This window comes from Evansella clarkii (assembly GCF_002019695.1).
GTDB lineage: Bacteria > Bacillota > Bacilli > Bacillales > Salisediminibacteriaceae > Evansella > Evansella clarkii.
This window is the reverse complement of sequence record NZ_KV917376.1, coordinates 4196187-4214556: the sequence shown is the minus strand read 5'-3', so window position 1 is coordinate 4214556 and position 18370 is coordinate 4196187. Positions and strand designations below refer to the sequence as shown.

Sequence of the window (18370 nt, the reverse complement as noted above, 5' to 3'; positions counted from 1 at the left end):
GTTGGCTTGATGCTTGCGCGCAATCAACTATCCTTCGAAAGGTGAAGAAGTGACTACCTAAAAGTGAGCAGTAGGTGTCTAAATTGAAGGGGCCAAACCGAATTCGCCGATAAAAAGATAAAATTCGCCGATAAAACAATTTTTTCGCCGATATATCAACCCTCCACCAAAAATAACCACTCAAATTATGCTGAATTCACCCATAATCCGATGATTTAATCCCTTTCAATATAGTATAATGATTTTCAGACTTACTTTTCTGAATATTAGGGGTGTTAATAAAATGAAACTTAAGGAATATAAAGCAGAGATCTTTGATGCAGTAATGGAAAATATGTATTACTGCTTTGTTGCAGTGGATAAGGACGGATTTATAACTTTTCTCAATGACAATTATTGCCGTTTTATTAACACCACTAAAGAAGAAGCTGTCGGAAAGCATGTAACTGAAGTTATCGAGAACACGAGAATGCATATAGTCGCACAAACTGGAAAGGAAGAAATTGCGGAGCTTCAGTACATACGGGGCAACTATATGATTGCTAACAGAATACCCGTTTTTTCAGACGGAAAGCTGATTGGCGCGGCTGGGATGGTTGTTTTTCGGGATACAGAAGAATGGCAGAAAATGAACAGCCATATTAAGAGCCTGCTCAGTGAATTGGAATTTTACAGAAACCAGGCGCAACAGCAGCATGGGGCAAAATACACATTAAATGATATAGTCGGCAGCTCCGTGAAAATTACAGAGTTAAAAAGGAAGATAAAGAAGGTAGCGGGAAGCGATGTATCTGTTCTTATAAGGGGAGAAAGCGGAACGGGCAAAGAACTTGTAGCCCACAGCCTTCATCATTTGAGTGAACGGAACAGTAAACCTTTTGTCAAAGTTAACTGTGCGGCAATACCTGAGCACCTGATTGAATCAGAGCTGTTCGGTTACGAAGAAGGAGCGTTCACCGGTGCCAGAAAAGGCGGGAAAAAGGGGAAATTTCAGCTTGCTGATGGAGGCACGATCTTCCTTGATGAAATCGGGGATATGCCTTTAGGAGCCCAGGTGAAGATATTACGTGCTATACAGGAAAGAGAAGTAGAGGCGGTAGGGGCAGTGAAGCCGGATGAAATAGATGTAAGAATTATTGCTGCTACAAATCAGCCCCTTGAAAAACTGGTGGAAGAAAACAAGTTCAGGGAAGATTTATTTTATCGGATTAATGTAGTGAAGCTGGAAATCCCTCCACTAAAAGAAAGGAAACAAGATATACGCCTTCTGGCTAAATATATATTACATACAGTGACACTGCGTCTTGGAAAAAGAGTAATAGACTTTGAAAACGAAGTGACAGACAGACTGTTGAAGTACACATGGCCAGGGAATATAAGAGAACTTGAAAATGTTATTGAATCTGCTGTTCATTTAACAAATACGGAGAATATAAAGCTTGAAGATCTTCCCCAGCTTCTGCAGGATGAAGAAGAGCATTACGAGGGAAGCAGCTTAAAAGAAATAATTGAACGTACGGAGAAGAAGGCTATAAAAGATGCCTTAAGAAAATCAGATGGAAATAAACTTGAAGCTGCAAAAATGCTTGGCCTCGGAAAGACAAGCTTCTACGATAAACTTAAGAAATACGGCTTTTAAATCACATTCCGCCTTTACGGAAATCATTCCGGAAAAGCGGAATGATTTTTATTGCTAGAATGTAAGGGCTTACATATCAACTTGTATAAGTATCTCGGTGAGTTTTCCGTTTATTCGGAAAATAGAGACTCCCTCCTATGCAGCAATATATAGCAAAGTTCTGCATTATCAGCGTTTTTCACTATTGGCATGATACTTGCATTATTAACCTCATGAAGGAGGGAGAATGAATGAAAACGATTTACTCATCTTTTGAACAGGCGGTTAAGGAAATCCATGACGGTGCGACGATCATGGTAGGAGGGTTCGGGTTAGTAGGCATACCTGAAAATCTAATAAAGGCGCTGGTAGAGTCAAAAGTAAAAGACTTAACAGTTATATCTAATAACTGCGGAGTTGATGACTGGGGGCTTGGCCTGCTGTTGAAAGACAGGCAGATTAAGAAAATGGTAGGCTCCTATGTTGGAGAAAACAAAGAGTTTGAAAGACAGGTGCTGTCAGGAGAACTGGAGGTGGAACTAATACCTCAGGGAACTCTTGCAGAAAGAATCAGGGCAGGAGGAGCAGGGATTCCTGCGTTCTATACTCCAGCCGGGACAGGAACCCCGCTGGCAGAAGGTGTGGAAGTGAGGGAATTTGACGGAAAAGAGTATCTGCTTCAGGAAGCGCTCAAAGCTGATTTCAGTCTTGTCCGTGCTGCGAGAGCGGATAAATATGGAAACTTGATATACAGAAAAACTGCACAAAACTTTAACCCTATGATCGCTGCTGCCGGAAAAGTAACGATAGCAGAGGTGGAGAACCTGGAAGACGAAGCGTTACATCCGGAACAAATCCATACGCCAGGAATTTACGTTCAGTCATTGATTAAGGGAGAACAGGAAAAACGTGTCGAACGGAAAACAGTAAGAAATTGATTTTCTGAACAAAGGAGGAGGTAAACCATGGGAAAACAAGCAGACAAAGCAGCAGTGAGAGAAAAGATCGCAAGACGGGCTGAACAGGAAATTGAAAGCGGTTTCTACGTGAACTTAGGTATTGGAATGCCTACTATGGTTGCGAATTTTATTCAGGATAACAAAGAGGTTGTCCTTCAGTCAGAGAATGGTCTCCTTGGAATTGGCAAGTATCCAACAGAGGAAGAGCTCGATCCTGATCTGATTAATGCAGGGAAAGAAACTGTCACAGCAGCACCAGGCGCCTCTTATTTCAGCAGTGCGGAATCTTTTGCAATGATTCGGGGAGGCCATATTAACCTCGCAATTCTGGGGGGAATGGAAGTTTCCGAGAAGGGAGACTTAGCAAACTGGATGATTCCCGGAAAGATGATTAAAGGAATGGGAGGGGCAATGGACATTGTCCATGGTGCACAAAAGATCGTCATCATTATGGATCATGTCAATAAGCATGGAGAACCGAAAATTCTGAAGGAGTGCAGTCTTCCTCTCACCGGAAAAGGGGTAGTGGACCGAATCATTACTGACCGTGCTGTAATCGATGTTGAGGAAAACGGCCTTCTGCTCGTAGAGACGGCGAAAGGCTTTACAAAAGAAGAGATCGTTGAATCTACAGAAGCAGAACTGAATATCAGCCCTGATTTAAAAACCGAGGCATTTTAATTGAACACTTCGATAGAGAGGCGTATTGCTTTAGTACTGCTGGAAGCCAGCGTTCTGGAGCAAAAATCAACAACAAAGTTAAATTACACATATTTAGGAGTAATAAAGAGGGCGCGCGCCTGATACACTACGATTCATTTTAAATTAACCTGGAGGGGATATGAAATGGTAAATGATAAGGTTGTTCTTATCACTGGAGCGGCGAGCGGCATTGGCTATGAAATTGGCCTGGAGTTTGTAAAGAACGGTGCAAAAACTGTTTTTACAGATGTGAATGAAGAAAAAGTCCATGAAGTATCAGAAAAGCTGAGAGATGAAGGCTATTCATGCCTAGGGATTAGATGCGATGTTACAAACGAAGAAGACATCAGGCAGGCAGTTAATCAGACAGTGGAAAAATACGGCCGGATTGATGTTCTGATTAATAATGCCGGTCTTCAGCATGTGGCAAATATAGAAGATTTCCCTACCGAGAGGTTTGAATTTTTAATAAAGGTGATGCTCGTTGCTCCTTTTGTAGCAACAAAACATGTTTTTCCGATTATGAAAAAACAAGGCAGTGGACGAATACTTAATATGGCTTCCATTAATGGGCTTATCGGATTTGCAGGAAAATCTGCATATAACAGTGCTAAACACGGCGTTATCGGATTTACGAAGGTTGCTGCCCTTGAAGGTGCTGAGCACGGAATTACTGTCAATGCTATTTGCCCAGGTTATGTGGATACACCGCTTGTGCGGAACCAGCTGAAAGATCTTGCAGCTACGAGAAATGTATCACTGGATAAAGTTCTCGAGGATGTTATTTATCCCCTAGTACCGCAAAAACGTCTCCTGGATGTCCAGGAAATTGCGGAGTATGCTATGTTTCTCGCCAGTGACAAAGCAAAGGGTGTTACTGGCCAGGCGGCTGTACTTGACGGCGGCTATACAGCGCAATAAGGAATTTGCTGTTAGCCGCCTGCCGGCTTCAGCTGGAGAATAAAAAATTCATGCAGATATTCTAACCGAGAATGCACTATTTTCATGAAAAAGGAGGCCACAAATGTTTGGTATATTACTTGGACTTATAGTATTAATGGCATTAGCATATTTAGGCTGGTCAATTATCTGGGTCGCACCGATTGCGGCTGGAGTTGTGGCCCTAACAGGGGGACTGGATCTCCTTGATGCTTATACGGATACGTATATGGGTGGATTTGTAGGTTTTGCCCGGGACTGGTTTCCAGTTTTTATGCTGGGGGCGATCTTCGGTAAACTGATGGAAGATACAGGGATGGCAAAGTCCGTTGCCGTAGCTCTCACAAAATTAATTGGAACAAAACGGGCAATTCTAGGGGTAATTGTTGCCTGTGCGGTGTTAACATATGGCGGAGTCAGTCTGTTTGTCGTTGTTTTCGCAGTATACCCTCTTGCACTGTCACTGTTCAGGGAAGCAAATATCTCAAGGCGGCTTATGCCTGCGGCGGTGGCGCTGGGGGCCTTTACGTTTACAATGACTGCTATACCTGGCACGCCGCAAATCCAGAATCTTATCCCGATTCCGTATTTTGATACTTCTGCTACTGCTGCACCAATAATGGGGATCGTTGCAGCACTGGTAATGGGGGTGGGAGGATACTATTATCTTCGCTGGCGTGAAAAGCAGCTTACTGAAAAAGGAGAATTGTTCACAGAACCGAAAGATCAGAAAATTGCAGGATTTGAAGGTGAAGCACCAAACTTCGTTTTATCATTGCTGCCGTTGATCACTGTTCTTGTAACTCTGAATATATTAGACTGGCACATAGTTGTGGCACTGATATCCGGCATAATTTTAATATTGCTCCTTAATATCTCGAAATTCAAAAACTTTGTAAAAGCAATAAACGCAGGAGCTGTCGGGTCAGTTACCGCTATAATTAATACAAGTGCAGCAGTCGGTTTCGGTACAGTTGTCAGGGAGGTTCCCGGGTTTGAAAGGTTAACCGAGCTTCTGTTAGGAATCCGTGGAAACCCGCTGATTTCAGAAGCAGTTGCCGTGAATATACTGGCAGGGGCAACCGGTTCTGCATCCGGGGGGATGGGTATTGCCCTGGAGGCACTCGGTGAGCGGTATTACCAGCTTGCCCTGGATACAGGGATCAGTACAGAAGCATTCCACCGGGTTGCATCCCTTGCTTCCGGCGGTCTGGACGCTCTGCCTCACAACGGGGCTGTCCTGACACTGCTCACTATTACCGGTCTTTCCCATAAAGAGAGCTATAAGGATATTTTCGTAGTTGCAGTTGCTATTCCGATTGCAGCTACAGCAGTTGCTATTGCACTAGCTGCTGTTGGCCTTGTGTAAAAAACTGAAGTATGCTCCATGGCATAGTTACCACTATCCGCACCTGCTGTATTGTCAGCAGGTGTTTCTTTACTACCAGCCATAATATTTCACATACCGTATTTAATATTAAATAAATAAACATGGAAAATAATTAGAAAAATAACTTATACAGGAGAATAACACAACTGATAAATAAATAAAATATAAGATATTTCATTGGAAACTAGCTCAGATTCAAAGTTTTATAACAAAACTGGACAGAAGAGAGGGCAATGATCTTCTAAATCGAAGCAACTGCACTTTAATATTCACTGTCACTTTATATGTACGATTCATACAGTAAAAGGAGGGGGCAGTTATCACGTTTTTTAGCCAAGACGTTTTAACAAGTTGTTATGAGCGGGTAACTTGAAGGGATACTGCATGAATCTGATTTTCACGTTTATAAAGGGAGACTCCAGTCCCTGTTTTAAAAAATCCAAAATGGCGGGGGTATAATGAAAAATATTTTCTTTAAAGCTGTGCCTGGCTTGTTCAGAAAAAAAGAGACTAACAGCAGCAACCAGCAGCACTTTTACAGCAATAAAGTTTTAAAGTCGATTGCAAGTCTTGAGTCCACCAATACTTTAATCAAAGAGAACATCGACGGACTATTAAAGTCTACAGAAAAAATCGGTGCACAGACAGAAGATCTGTATAGTGTAGCTTCAACGCTTAAGGAAACTCAGGAAGAAGAATTAGGCAATCTCAGTTCCAGAGTGAACAGTTTAAGCACACAGCAGCAAAAGTCGTTAGAAATGATGCAGCAGAACTTATACGAACTGCAGAAAAAACAACAGAAGAAAATAGCGGGCCAGATAAGGTTTATTCAGAGCAAATTTGATGAACTAAAAGCAGATCAGGAAATGTCTAAAATAAATATGGCCAATGAATATGAGATTTTAAAAGTTATCATGGAGAAATTAGGCAGGAAAATTGAAGATGTACAGGAGGAGCAAAAAGAGGAAATAACTAATATCTTAATGAAACTCAATGAAACAAAAGCAGACATGGAAGAATCGAATGATATACATCTTCAAAACAGCAAGGCAAACAATGATTTGCTCTTTAAATTAAGGGAGCATTATATAGAAATGGAAGAAAGGCAGCTTGAAGAACAAAAACACCTTACAGCTATGCTTGAGGAGCTTCGAGGGAATGTAACTTATCTCCATAAACTAATTGAATTAAACGAGGTGGTTAGTAAACAATAATTTGAGCGCTCCATACCATGTCCGCATTGAGGCATGGTTTTTTCATATGTAAAAGAACTGGGTGTGGTCAAACAAAAGAGGAATGGATATTACTATCACGAGGTTACTTTTTATATTATAATTACAACTAGCACATAATTGCAGGCTTTTTAATGAATACATAATTGCTGCTCCGCTGAAAATAGGAAAACTTCTTATAACCTGCTTAATAACAGGCTTGCTCTTATTCGAACTTAAAGAACTGACAACTGAACATTTTTTATAAATAATTCAAATTGGAGGCGTTAATATGAGTTCAGATATTTCAAATATGCGGGTTTTTACTTTGAACTCAAACCCAGCTCTCGCCAGGGAAATAGTAGACCATATTGGAATCAATATGGGCAAAAGTACGATAAAGAGATTCAGTGACGGGGAAATACAGATGAATATCGAGGAAAGTATCAGAGGATGTGATGTATACTTAATTCAGTCCACTTCTGAGCCCGGCAATGAATATTTAATGGAACTATTGATTATGATTGACGCGGTTAAGCGGGCTTCCGCGAAAACTATTAATGTAGTAATTCCGTATTACGGGTATTCGAGGCAGGACAGGAAAGCAAGGTCCAGAGAACCTATAACAGCTAAGCTAATCGCGAACTTAATCGAAGCCGCCGGTGCAGACCGGGTCATTTCTGTTGATATACACGCACCGCAAGTGCAGGGCTTCTTTAATATCCCAGTAGACAAGCTTGAAGTATTCCCTTTGATGGCCAAATATTTCACGGAAAAGAAACTGGAAGAAATTGTAGTGGTAGCTCCGGAAAATGCTGGAGTAACACGATCCAGGCAGCTTGCCAACCGTCTTGGTGCTTCCATTGCGTTTATTGATAAAAAGAGATCGAGAGAACCAAATATTATTGAAAGCATTGATATAATTGGGGAAATTAAAGGGAAGAGTGCGATTATCATTGATGATATGGTAGATACAGCCAGAACGATCACTACAGGTGCTGCGGCTCTGATGGAAAAGGGTGCGAAGGAAGTTTATGCTTGCTGTACTCATCCTGTACTTTCCGGACCTGCTCCTGACTGGGTGCAGAATTCAGAACTTAAAGAGCTTGTCACAACGAACACTATCCATATTCCCGACCAGAAACGAATTGAAAAACATACAGCTCTTTCCGTTGCCCCATTACTGGCAGAAGCAATATTGAGAGTACAACATAACAAATCAGTAAGTACTTTATTTGATTAAAGGGAATTAAAAGGCTGTCCTGACATTCTTAAACAAGAGGAATGAAGGGGCAGCCGTTTTTATTTTTAGGACAGATCATCATGACAGGCCCGGTAAAAAATAAAACGTTATGCGGAAGCTGCCTTTTTATCTTGTTTTCTAATAAGTATGCTTCCTTTTCTCAAAAAGTAAAATCCAGCAAGGAAACTTGCGGCGGCACCGAAAAAGAGAGCTGGATGCGTGAATATATCCATTAGAAGTCCCAGAAATGCCGGAGCGATAATTGAGGACGCCATGGAGAATAAATAATACAGCCCAGTAAAATAACCAATTTTATTTTTCCCACCTAGATCGGCTACAAGAGGATATGCCTGAACATTTATTAAAGCCCAGGCAACTCCACCAGTAAACAGAACAATCTGAAGTAAGAGCACCTGGTTAACAACTGGGAAAGGAGAACTTAACAATGGCAGGAAAGGTATGCAGATAAATATGAGCGGAAGGGCTATCAGACCCAGCAGCATAATGGGGGTTTTGCCAAGTTTACTGCCGAGCAAACCAGCAGGGACGGCGAAAATAACAAAGGCCAGGCTGAAAAAACCAAGCGTAAAGCCTGCTGCACTTCCTTCCATATTTAGGTATTCCACAGCATACACCGTGAATTGTGCTTCCACTCCGGAATAACCGATAAAGTATAAAAAAATAGCTGTGAGAATGAAAAGATGCCCCCTGAATTCGGGCTTTTTCAAATGACTCAACCCTTTGAAGAATGACTCAGATGCCATCGTTTCTTCCATTTCATCTTTAGAGGAACCGACATATGGCGGGTTTCTGTCCACAGTAAAATAAAGGAGCAGGAAGGACAAAAAGAGAAGCAGGCCGGCAATAGCAAAAGGATATGCCCTGTCGATACCGTAGAGCGCTGACAGGCCGAAAAGAGCAATTATTGCTCCAACACCTCCCATTAAATTTATAATCCCGTTAGCTGTCGACCGCCTTTCCGTTGGAGTATGATCGGGCATGAGCGCAATAACCGGCGCACGATAAATTGTCATTGCAAGAAGGAATATAATATCAATAACAAGAAGTACCCACAGAGTTACCTGGGCCCCGTATGGGATAAGAATAAAAAATATAGCTGCAACAGGCATACCGACGACAATAAACGGAAGCCTGTTGCCAATACGAGTGTCGACTCTGTCTGACCAGGCCCCGATTACGGGAATAAGCAATACTGCCAGGAGGTTATCAAGACCCATAATAGCTCCGCGAATTGCACGGCTTTCGATAAAGTCCCCAAGGATAAGCGGCATATAGGCATTGTAGAAGGTCCAGATTAACATTAAAGCAAAAAATCCGCTTCCGATCACAAAAATTTTACCATAGGAAAAGGGCTGCTTCTCTTTCAAGTGACGCACCTCCACAATTGATTTTTATTCCTGTCCGGAGTGGGTGAGGTCTTGCCGTATTCTTAAAGCTTTTTCAGGCCAGTCAGTAATAATAGCTGAACAGCCTGCATTGATCAGTGAGTCTATATGCTTTTCTTCATTCACTGTAAACGGCCGGACAGGCATCCGGGCTTCTGCTGCGCCCGCCAGCAGTTCAGGAACAGCAACAGGAAGAAAACAATGAAGAGCCTGAGCTTCTACTGTTTTTGCGTAATTCCATGGTTCATAAAGACCTTCCATAAACAGCACAGCTGTTTCTATTTCCTGGTCAAGCTTGCGGATTTCTTTTAAACTGTAATGGTTGAAAGATGAGATTATCATTCTGTCTTTAAGCTGATATTTGCCTGCAAGCTGCAGAACCATTTTTTCCAGTCCAGGATAACGGACAATTCCGTTTTTAAGCTCAAGGTTTAGCAGAAGGCTTTTATCCGCTGCCCAGTCAAGGAACTCTTCCAGTGAGGGGACAGTTTCTCCCTTAAAATCTTTATGGAATTTCGAACCAGCATCAAATTCTTTCAGTTCGTCGTATGTAAAATCTTTCACCCAGCCTGTTCCGTCTGTAGTGCGGTCAATTGTTTCGTCATGGATAATTACTGGTATGCGGTCTTTAGTCAGCTGAATATCAAGTTCTATTCCATCTGCTCCCGCCTCTGATGCAGCCTGGAATGATACCAGCGTGTTTTCAGGATGTGTACCAGCAGATCCCCTGTGTCCAAAAATCTGTGTTTTGCCAGCCAAATCAAGCAACTCCTTCATATAGAATATTTATCCCGCTGTAACGGTCCGTAAAACTCCCGCCTCTAAACATAAGTGGAAGCGAAGATGTTCTTTATGCGTGAGATAACGGACGCTAACATCCCGATTGGTTCAACTAACAATCAGTGGGGGATGAATCCCCCCACAGATGGAAGGTTCACTTGATACTATTCTATCACCTGGAATAGAATTCCTTTATCATTCAAAAAGAATGGAGATTTATGCTGAAATTTTACCTTTGTACGGTTAAGTAAAGGAAAGGAGGAAGCAAATGACTCGGAAAACTAAAGTTGTCAGACCGAAAATACCAATAGCATTAAATTCTGCTTCATTTAATAGTATGGAAGACAATTCCATAGGCAATGTGATAATTGAGGATACAGAAATTTATGGGGAGGAAATATATAAATTAAGGGCTTCTCAAGTCATTTTCAGAAATGTTCAATTTACAGAAGTAAGCTTCCGGGGTATTGAATTAACGGATGTTATTTTTGAGAAGTGTGATTTATCTAATGCTGATTTTACAGAAGCACTTATTCACAGAACAGAATTCCTGCACTCTAAGTTAATAGGGTTTAATGCAGCAGATAGTACTCTTCGTAACGTATTATTCAGCAATTGTATGGCAAGGTATGGATCATTTGGTTATTCGGATATGAAGAACGTAATATTTAAAGGCTGTCAGCTCAATCAGGCTGAATTTTTTGAAGCAAAGTTTAAGTATCTTTCATTTTTAAAATGTGATATAAACGACGTGAACTATACCGGCACTTCTCTTGAAGAGGTGGATTTAAGCACCTGTGAATTTGAGAGGCTTCATGTGTCGCTTGATAAGCTGACAGGCTGTACTGTAACTGCTGAACAGGCTGTCGGATTTGCAAAGGCACTCGGTCTGAAAATAAATGGAGAAACTCATGAAGAAGATATTACATAAATAGTATGGAGCTGCGAGATACACGTCTGTTAAAGATTGCCGGGGAATTGTACAAAAAGCTTTTTAATCAGCAGCGAGTAGGAATACTCTTTCCGGGATATAGCATACAGACTGGAAAAGTGGCCGAATGAAGACATGGTTACAATATAGGGCGTAAGCAGATAAGCATAACAATTAACAAGGAAGGCTGGGATACCCAGGCCTTTCTTGTAGTTTTAAATAACTTTTTAAAATCAACAAACTCCAGCGTTTTTTCCAGAATTGTTTGTGACACAGAGAATGGCGAGGTATTTCAGCACGGTGCCTCGCAACTGAAATTTTATTACAAAATTTTTTCTGAATATTGACAAAAAATTTTAATGGTATTATACTTTCTTTAACTTAAACAAATATTCTCTGGAGGATAATTATGGAGTATTTTATTGGCATTGACGGTGGGGGCACAAAAACAGCCTGTTTGTTCAGTGCAGCCGGAGACAGCCATCTATCTCCGGAAAATAGTAAGTTCACTATTAAAGGGGATGCGACTAATCCCCATGCAGTTAGTTTCCCTGAAATGAAAAACCGCCTGAAGCTAATGTTCCAGGAAGGAATGGGAAAATGGTCCTTATCCCCTCGGCATTGCGCTGGCATATGCGCTGGCCTGGCAGGTGTGGGGAGGCCGGATGATGAAAAGCAGGCAGCAGCCCTCATTCAGGAAGCTGCTGATGAATTGAAATTTCCTGAAGGTATTACCATTTCTGTTTATTCAGATACATATGTAGCTCTCCATGGTGCACTTCCGCCAGATGCACAGGAAGGCATTCTTGTAATTTCAGGAACCGGCTCAAACTCTATTGGGATGGCTTCCTCCGGCAGGACGTTTAAAAGCGGTGGGTGGGGTCATATTCTCGGGGATGAAGGAGGAGGCTTTCAGATTGGCCTCAAAGCTTTGAACCATTTAACAAGAGCGTATGACTTACGTGGGGAACCAACGATTATGACTAAGATGGCACAGGAAAAATACGGCTGGACCGAGTTAGGGGAAATAAGAAATTTTATTTATTCCCAGCCACTGGATAAAAAAGTCATCGCTAACTTTGCTGAAGTAGTTATTGAAGCTTCTGCGAAAGGGGATAAAGTGGCAACCGGCATTTTAGAGGAAGCAGCTGAGGAACTGATTATTCATGTGGAAAGCCTGCATAAACAGTCGGAAACCTTTAGTAAATCAACCCCAGTAATGGTTACAGGCTCCATATTTACCCATTCGTCGATTGTAACAGAATTTTTTAGGAAGCAGCTTCAGGTAAGAAACCTTGGACAGTTTTCAATACCCTGTAAAAGCCCTGCTGAGGGTGCGGTTGCAATTGCGAAAGAACAGTATAACAAGAACAGAAAAGTCAGGTGATGAGACATGGTGAAAGAGCTGTCAAGGCTTAAAACAGAGAGCAGGAATCCAAACAGCATGAACCTGAGTGAAATGCCTACAACGGGGATCCTCAAAACGATCAATAATGAAGATAAAAAGGTAGCTGCAGCAGTGGAAGATGTCCTTCCCTTTGTGGAACGAGCAGTAGAGCTGGTTTATGAATCTTTGAAAAGTGGTGGACGGTTATTTTATGTAGGCGCAGGTACCAGCGGGCGTCTTGGTGTGATTGATGCTTCAGAATGCCCGCCTACCTTTATGACTCCGCCTGAAATGGTACAGACGGTCATGGCCGGTGGCAAAGGAGCTTTCACGAATGCGGTTGAAGGCTCAGAGGATGATGAAGAGCAGGCAATCCTGGAAATGAAAGCGAAAAATCTTAAGCAAAACGATGTTGTGGTGGGAATTACGGCAAGCGGCAGAACACCTTTCCCAATCGGAGCCTTGAAATATGCTAACAAGGCAGGAGCTAAGACTATTTCATTAAGCTGCAACAGAGATTCCGAGATAAGCAGATTAGCAGATTGTCCAATCGAAGTACTGGTAGGTCCGGAAGTGCTTACAGGTTCTACAAGAATGAAAGCGGCTACAGCCCACAAAATGATACTGAATATGATCAGCACGACTGTGATGGTAAAGCTGGGGAAAGTACATGAGAACCTGATGGTGGACCTGCATGCGAGCAACCACAAGCTGAAAGAGCGGGCTAAATCTATACTTATGGAGCTTACGGATATTACTTACCAGGAAGCACAGAAGGTTCTGGAAGAGGCACAATGGAAAGTAAAACCTGCCATTGTAATGGTAGAAGCAAAGGTAAATCTCAGAGAAGCACTGAAAGCAATCGAACAAAACGACGGCTATGTTGGAGAGGCCATTCAGTTTGCAAGATTAAATACTTAACTTTTTGAAACCGCTTTAATTCTGAAAATTAAGAATTGAAGTGTTTCATAGATAACTAACTTTCAAAAGGGGGATAATAAAGTTGAAGAGATCATGGAAAAAATTGTTTACTGTAGCTTTTTCAGCTGGGTTGATGGCTGGTACATTAGCAGCATGCGGCGGGAATGATGAAACAGGCGGAGAGGAAAATAATGGTGGAAACAACAATGCCGTTAATAATGGTTCCGATGCCAATAACAATGCAGATGACAACGCCAATGCAAATGCTGATGCCGGAGGAGACGGAGAGGTTTCGGGCGAACTGGAAATCCAGTACTTCGTAGGAGGTTACGGGGATTCCTGGTGGAAAGAAGTAATCAGTGATTTCCAGGAGCAGTACCCTGATGTCACTATTGTTGAACATGCAGGCCCGAATATTAATGACGAAATGAGATCCCGCTGGGTTTCCGATAATCCTCCTGATGTTGTTTACATCGATGGGGCAGGGTCCAGCGAAACGCAGATGGTGGAAGACGGACAGCTTATGAACTTAACGGAATGGCTTCAGGAAGTGGAAACTGCCGATGGTAATATGCTTGCTGACAGTTTTATTGTAGACCCTGCAACTTATGACGGGGAGATTTACAGCCTTCCGCTCGTATTTGATACTTGGGGTACATGGTATAACAGAGCAAATTTTGAGGAACAAGGCTATGAAGTGCCAACCGGTTTTGACAGCTGGATGAGTACGATGGGGGAGATTCAGGATAACGAAGGAATTGCACCATTTGTTACAACTGGGCAGCATCCTTATTACTTCCTCCGCGGAGTGTTAACACCGGCCTTTGGAGCTGCCGGCGGAGATGAACTCCTTGCAGATATTGTAACAGGAGCTGAAGGAGTCTGGGAAAGAGATGAAGTAGTAGCCCAAATGGAAAAAGTCGCTGAAATGCAGGAAGCAGGATACATCTATGACGGCTTTGGTGCATATAACCATACACAGTCACAAATGAACTTCCTCCTTGGCGACCATTCCTTTATCCCGGTTGGCTTCTGGCTGCCGAATGAAATGGCGAATGATGTACCTGATGGATTTGAATTTGGTTTTATACCATCTCCTATTCAGGATGAGGGTGAGCCTTATGCTATCGTTCCGGACCTTCGACCTTTAGCAATAGCTGAAAATGCAGAAAACCCGGAAGCAGCTAAAGCATTTGTCCAGTTTGTTTTCACTCAGGAATATGCAACATTGTTCTCTGAGCATACTGGAGCAATTATGAACCTGGAAGGTGTCGACCTTTCCGAAAATGAAAATGTGCCACCGTACTTAATAGAAGCAAATGCAATGATTAATGACCCTGACCAGGTGCAAATTTATCATCGTCCGCACCCAATGAGTGCTGATCTTGAAACACCAATCGGCGATGCACTTATTGCCCTGATGCTTGGGAATTCCTCAGTGGAAGAATTTACTGAAAGAGCGGAAGCGGCCACAGCTGATTACAGGGGAGAATAATACGTTTTATGGAATGTAAAGGCAAAGTATCGTCTTTGCTTTTACATTCCTTCTTTAATTTACTCGATTACCGGAAAGTTCCTTGAAAGTTGTGAGTCCGGAGAGGAGGGGAATTTTTATGGTACAAACAAAAAAACAAAAATACTTATTTCTGGCATTTTGCTTAGTACCTACGTTTATTCTGTTTGCTGTTTTTACGCTGTACCCTTTGATCAGCGGGCTTTATTACTCTTTCTTCAGCTGGTCAGGATCAGCTGCAAACAGAGAGTTTGTAGGTGTCAGCAACTATGTACGCCTTTTCAATGACGGAATTATCCCAAGAACCATTATGCATGATTACTTTTTAGTAGTAACAAAAGTATTCGGAATTATGATTCTTTCCATGTATTTTGCAGTAGCAATAATGCAGATGAAACTAAAGGAAGCCCCATTTTACCGTATCATTTTCTTTTTCCCAAATATAATGTCCGTTGTTGTTATTGGGATATTATGGACGTTCATTTATAACCCGAGTTTAGGGCTGGTTAACTCGGCTCTTGAAGCCATCGGTCTGGAAAACTGGACACGTCCGTGGCTGGGCAGTGAGACCTGGGCCCTGCCATCATTAGTGCTCCCTTCCGTCTGGGCTGGTATTGGTTTATTTATGCTTATGTTAATGGGTGGAATCGGAACCATTTCCAAGAGCTATTATGAAGCGGCTGAGCTTGATGGGGCCAGTGAATGGCAGCAGTTCTGGAAAGTTACAGTGCCATTGTTATGGCCGCAAATTAAAGTTTCCATTCTCTATATCGTCATCACCACATTAAACGGGTCATTCATTATCGTGCAGATCATGACAGGGGGAGGCCCGAATAATTCTACACATGTCATGGGCTCCTATTTATACCAGCAGGCGTTTCAGCAATACAACTTCGGTTACGGAGCAACGATCGGCGTTATGATTCTGGTAATCTCACTGCTGACTGTGTTCATACTGCAAAAGCTCCTCAGGAGAGAGAAAGTGGATTACTAGCTTACAGGACAGTGGAAGTATTGATTATATTGGCTCTGTTTAATTGAACGTTTATCTTAAAAATAATATTGATTGTAGATAAAAGTGTGAGACGCCTTCGGGAATAGCATTAGCTGAAGATCCCGCAGGGACGAGCGTTACTTCATGAATCCGCTGCGAGTTGTCTCGACGGATGCAGCTTCAAAGCAATACTAGCAGAGGAAGAGACACATGTTTTTTTCCCGAGGAAGCTGAAGCAATGCCCGAGGCAAAGAAGACACCGTGAATGCGAATGAAGTGAAGCAAGAACGGATGTGGCCCTTGTACCCTTGCGGTGCAAGCGAGCATTTTTAGCGGAAATCAACAGCAAATTAACTAAGCTATTAAAATAAAGGAGGTTAACGAAGTGGACAGGAAACCAAAAGGCCATATATTAAAACGCACAGGTATCCGACTTCCTTTAATTATCTGGTCTGTTGCTGTATTATATCCTATTATATGGATGATCATAGGGTCTTTTAAATCAAATGCGGAAATTTATGCGAATCCGTGGGGCCTCCCGGCATCGTTTAACTTTCAGAACTTTTTTGACGCCTGGAATAATTACAATATTGATCTAGGTGTGTTTAACAGTCTGTTTGTGACAGTTGTTGGCGCTCTGCTCACACTTATACTGGCTGTTCCAACATCTTACGCACTGGAAAGACTGACCTTCAAAGGGAGCACAGTTTTATTTAATTTGTACATAGCGGCAATGATGATTCCTATGGTGCTCGGATGGATTCCTTTGTTTTTCCTGCTTATGAATATTGGCATGCTGGATAATTTATTTGGGCTTGCTATTGTATATGCTGTTTCTCAGCTGCCTTTCAGTATTTTTGTATTAACTACGTTTATGGGTTCCATTCCTAAAGAGCTGGAGGAAGCAGCGGCAATTGATGGCATGTCTCCCTACAGGATATTGTGGAAGATCATTACTCCTTTATCCATGTCCGGAATTATTACTGTTACAATTATGAACGCGATACAATTCTGGAATGAATATTTCATGGCGCTTATTTTTCTGCAGACAAGAGAAAATTACACTTTAGGTCTGGCGATCGACTTTATAAGCAGGGAGGCAGCTTATACAAATGCCTGGGGAACGCTGTTTGCCAGCTTGACAATTGCGATCATTCCGGTTATTATTCTGTACGCTATTTTCCAGCGCAGGATTTCCAAAGGGATGACAGAAGGTGCAATCAAAGGATAAGAAGAACAAGTAAATGAGGGAGATACAATTGGGGACAACAGCTAACTCTTTTTCAGGCGGATTAATAATGTTAAATGAATATAAGCGCAAACTGCCTCCTTCAGAAAGAAAAGTGGCAGAATATATTATTAAAAAGCCGCACCATGCAATTCAGCTGACTGCAACTTCTCTTGGAGAAGAAAGCGGTACGAGCAGTGCGGCAGTTATCAGACTTTGCAAATCTCTCGGACTAAAAGGATTTCAGGAGTTGAAGCTCAGGGTCTCAGGGGATTTAATGAAATCCCCGGCTGTCCAGTACAGTAATATTGAGCCAGGTGAAACGCAGGAAGCAATAGTAGAAAAGCTGACGAACAACGCTACTCAGGCACTGAAGGAAACTTCTGAGCTGGTGAATTATGAAGCGCTTGGCATGGCTGTAAAAGCCTTGAAAAAAGCTGACAGAATTCATTTTTTCGGGGTAGGAGCCTCCGGGATTATTGCACAGGATGCCCAGCAGAAATTTCTTCGTATGAATAAGTCTGTCTCCTGTTTTACCGATATCCATAACGCTGCTATGTATATCGCAAATGTAAGCGAAAATGATGTTGTGTTCGTTATCTCTTTTTCAGGAGAAACGCTTGAAACACTTAAAATTATTGAACTTGCTAACCAGAAAGGGGCTGCCACGATCAGTCTTACCCGCTATGGACAGTCAGCTATTTCAGATAGTGCGGACATCCCTTTATTTATATCCGCTACAAGAGAAGTACCCGCCCCATTCAGAAGCGGGGCAACTTCTTCCCGCCTCGCCCAGCTCCATATGATCGACATTCTTTTTGTATGCGTAGTTACAGACCAGTATGCATTGGCTTCTGACTATTTAAAGGAAATTAAAGAATCCATGGATTTTATAAAAAGCCGGAAATAAGGAATAACGCAGGCTTTAGGTCAGACCTTGACTAAAGGGATAAAAATAGAAAAACAAGGATACATTGATCCTTTATCAGTAAAACAACGACATTCTCCTTTTTTGATGAAATGGTGGTTATCTAGCCTGATTGATGAAAAGGAAGAATGTCGTTTTGTATATAGTGACCTTTATTCATAATAAATTAAATAATATCGAAGAGTAAAGCTATATATATGTGACTTTTCTGCATAAGTTT

General features: G+C 42.0%; 16 protein-coding genes. 14 read left to right on the top strand and 2 right to left on the bottom strand.

Annotation, left to right across the window (positions count from 1 at the left end):
• Window positions 1-283 precede the first annotated feature (283 nt).
• The 7 genes from BK582_RS19875 to BK582_RS19845 all read left to right on the top strand — a co-directional run bounded on the left by BK582_RS19875 (window position 284) and on the right by BK582_RS19845 (window position 8062).
• Window positions 284-1639 (top strand): sigma-54 interaction domain-containing protein, encoded by a 1356-nt coding sequence (locus BK582_RS19875; protein WP_078596704.1) that lies wholly within the window; start codon window positions 284-286, stop codon window positions 1637-1639.
• Between the two features lie 230 nt (window positions 1640-1869).
• Window positions 1870-2556, top strand: a complete 687-nt coding sequence (locus BK582_RS19870) for a CoA transferase subunit A (protein ID WP_078596703.1) — start codon at window positions 1870-1872, stop codon at window positions 2554-2556.
• Between the two features lie 27 nt (window positions 2557-2583).
• The gene (locus BK582_RS19865) at window positions 2584-3258 is read left to right on the top strand and encodes a 3-oxoacid CoA-transferase subunit B (protein WP_078596702.1); all 675 of its coding nucleotides are present in this window, start codon (window positions 2584-2586) and stop codon (window positions 3256-3258) included.
• Between the two features lie 165 nt (window positions 3259-3423).
• A complete protein-coding gene (locus BK582_RS19860) occupies window positions 3424-4200 on the top strand; it encodes a 3-hydroxybutyrate dehydrogenase (RefSeq protein WP_078596701.1) in 777 nt (258 codons plus the stop codon).
• A 103-nt stretch (window positions 4201-4303) separates the two neighbouring features.
• The gene (locus tag BK582_RS19855; protein WP_078596700.1) at window positions 4304-5587 is read left to right on the top strand and encodes a GntP family permease; all 1284 of its coding nucleotides are present in this window, start codon (window positions 4304-4306) and stop codon (window positions 5585-5587) included.
• Between the two features lie 479 nt (window positions 5588-6066).
• On the top strand, window positions 6067-6822 hold the full coding sequence (locus tag BK582_RS19850) for a hypothetical protein (RefSeq protein ID WP_078596699.1): 756 nt from the start codon (window positions 6067-6069) through the stop codon (window positions 6820-6822).
• 289 nt (window positions 6823-7111) lie between these two features.
• Window positions 7112-8062, top strand: coding sequence for a ribose-phosphate diphosphokinase (locus BK582_RS19845; RefSeq protein WP_078596698.1), 951 nt, complete (start codon window positions 7112-7114; stop codon window positions 8060-8062).
• Window positions 8063-8169: 107 nt separating this feature from the next.
• On the opposite strand, the gene BK582_RS19840 is transcribed toward BK582_RS19845, so the two are convergent.
• On the bottom strand, window positions 8170-9450 hold the full coding sequence (locus BK582_RS19840; protein WP_078596697.1) for an MFS transporter: 1281 nt from the start codon (window positions 9448-9450) through the stop codon (window positions 8170-8172).
• 24 nt (window positions 9451-9474) lie between these two features.
• Window positions 9475-10227, bottom strand: a complete 753-nt coding sequence (locus BK582_RS19835; protein WP_244895441.1) for a glycerophosphodiester phosphodiesterase — start codon at window positions 10225-10227, stop codon at window positions 9475-9477.
• A 289-nt stretch (window positions 10228-10516) separates the two neighbouring features.
• Here BK582_RS19835 and BK582_RS19830 point away from each other — a divergent pair, with 289 nt between their 5' ends.
• The 7 genes from BK582_RS19830 to BK582_RS19800 all read left to right on the top strand — a co-directional run bounded on the left by BK582_RS19830 (window position 10517) and on the right by BK582_RS19800 (window position 18132).
• A complete protein-coding gene (locus BK582_RS19830) occupies window positions 10517-11179 on the top strand; it encodes a pentapeptide repeat-containing protein (protein ID WP_078596695.1) in 663 nt (220 codons plus the stop codon).
• Between the two features lie 409 nt (window positions 11180-11588).
• A complete protein-coding gene (locus BK582_RS19825) occupies window positions 11589-12566 on the top strand; it encodes an N-acetylglucosamine kinase (RefSeq protein WP_078596694.1) in 978 nt (325 codons plus the stop codon).
• A 6-nt stretch (window positions 12567-12572) separates the two neighbouring features.
• Entirely contained in the window at window positions 12573-13487 is a 915-nt protein-coding gene (murQ, locus tag BK582_RS19820) for an N-acetylmuramic acid 6-phosphate etherase (protein ID WP_078596693.1), read from the top strand.
• Between the two features lie 82 nt (window positions 13488-13569).
• The gene (locus BK582_RS19815) at window positions 13570-14982 is read left to right on the top strand and encodes an ABC transporter substrate-binding protein (protein ID WP_236939226.1); all 1413 of its coding nucleotides are present in this window, start codon (window positions 13570-13572) and stop codon (window positions 14980-14982) included.
• Window positions 14983-15100: 118 nt separating this feature from the next.
• The gene (locus BK582_RS19810; protein WP_078596692.1) at window positions 15101-15994 is read left to right on the top strand and encodes a carbohydrate ABC transporter permease; all 894 of its coding nucleotides are present in this window, start codon (window positions 15101-15103) and stop codon (window positions 15992-15994) included.
• Window positions 15995-16379: 385 nt separating this feature from the next.
• The gene (locus tag BK582_RS19805) at window positions 16380-17225 is read left to right on the top strand and encodes a carbohydrate ABC transporter permease (RefSeq protein WP_078596691.1); all 846 of its coding nucleotides are present in this window, start codon (window positions 16380-16382) and stop codon (window positions 17223-17225) included.
• A gap of 67 nt (window positions 17226-17292) precedes the next feature.
• On the top strand, window positions 17293-18132 hold the full coding sequence (locus tag BK582_RS19800; RefSeq protein ID WP_078598165.1) for a MurR/RpiR family transcriptional regulator: 840 nt from the start codon (window positions 17293-17295) through the stop codon (window positions 18130-18132).
• Window positions 18133-18370 lie beyond the last annotated feature (238 nt).